Origin of the sequence: Photobacterium andalusiense (assembly GCF_900185625.1) — a bacterium.
GTDB lineage: Bacteria > Pseudomonadota > Gammaproteobacteria > Enterobacterales > Vibrionaceae > Photobacterium > Photobacterium aquimaris.
In genome coordinates, this window is the sequence record NZ_FYAJ01000062.1 from 1 (window position 1) to 583 (window position 583).

The following is a 583-nucleotide window of genomic DNA, read 5'->3' on the forward strand; positions in this document are numbered from 1 at the left end:
ATATGGATCTCTAATTGACCCGTATTACTGCTATCACCATCATCATCTGTGGCCACCACACCAAGCTCAATATTAACGCTATCACCTGCTGCATTATCTTGTTCAATCGGTTGATGTTGTTCAACAATATAACTGCCATCATTACCAATTGTGATCGTTAGAACCGCTTCACCATCATTTGTGCCACCGTCAATCACGACCTTAATCTCATTACCATCAACGCTATAACGGGTCGCTTGATTATTTGAGACAATGCCATCAAGTGATGGCTGAGACTGAGCAAAATCAATATGCGCAATGTCATCAGAGCCCACATCTAATGGGATCTTACCGCTGGCTGTTACCCCTGTTTCGGTTTCAACAATGGTGGTACCTTTATCAGTACCAAATTCAGGATTAGCGCCATCTTTAATCGTCACAACCACATCAACGGGTTGTTGCAATGCATCACCATCAGTATCTTGCATTTGAACAGGTACATTAATGGTAAGATCACCGCCATTAACATCAACATAAGTACCGTCGGCACTCAAATGATCTAGCGGTAATTGCTGAGTAATCGACATCTCGACGCTGACATCAC

At 42.9% G+C, this 583-nt stretch carries 1 protein-coding gene; it reads right to left on the bottom strand.

All coding sequences use genetic code 11. From position 1 onward, the window contains the following. The coding region (locus tag PAND9192_RS20460) for a hypothetical protein (RefSeq protein WP_144018123.1) at positions 1 to 583 on the bottom strand (583 nt) is incomplete at both ends.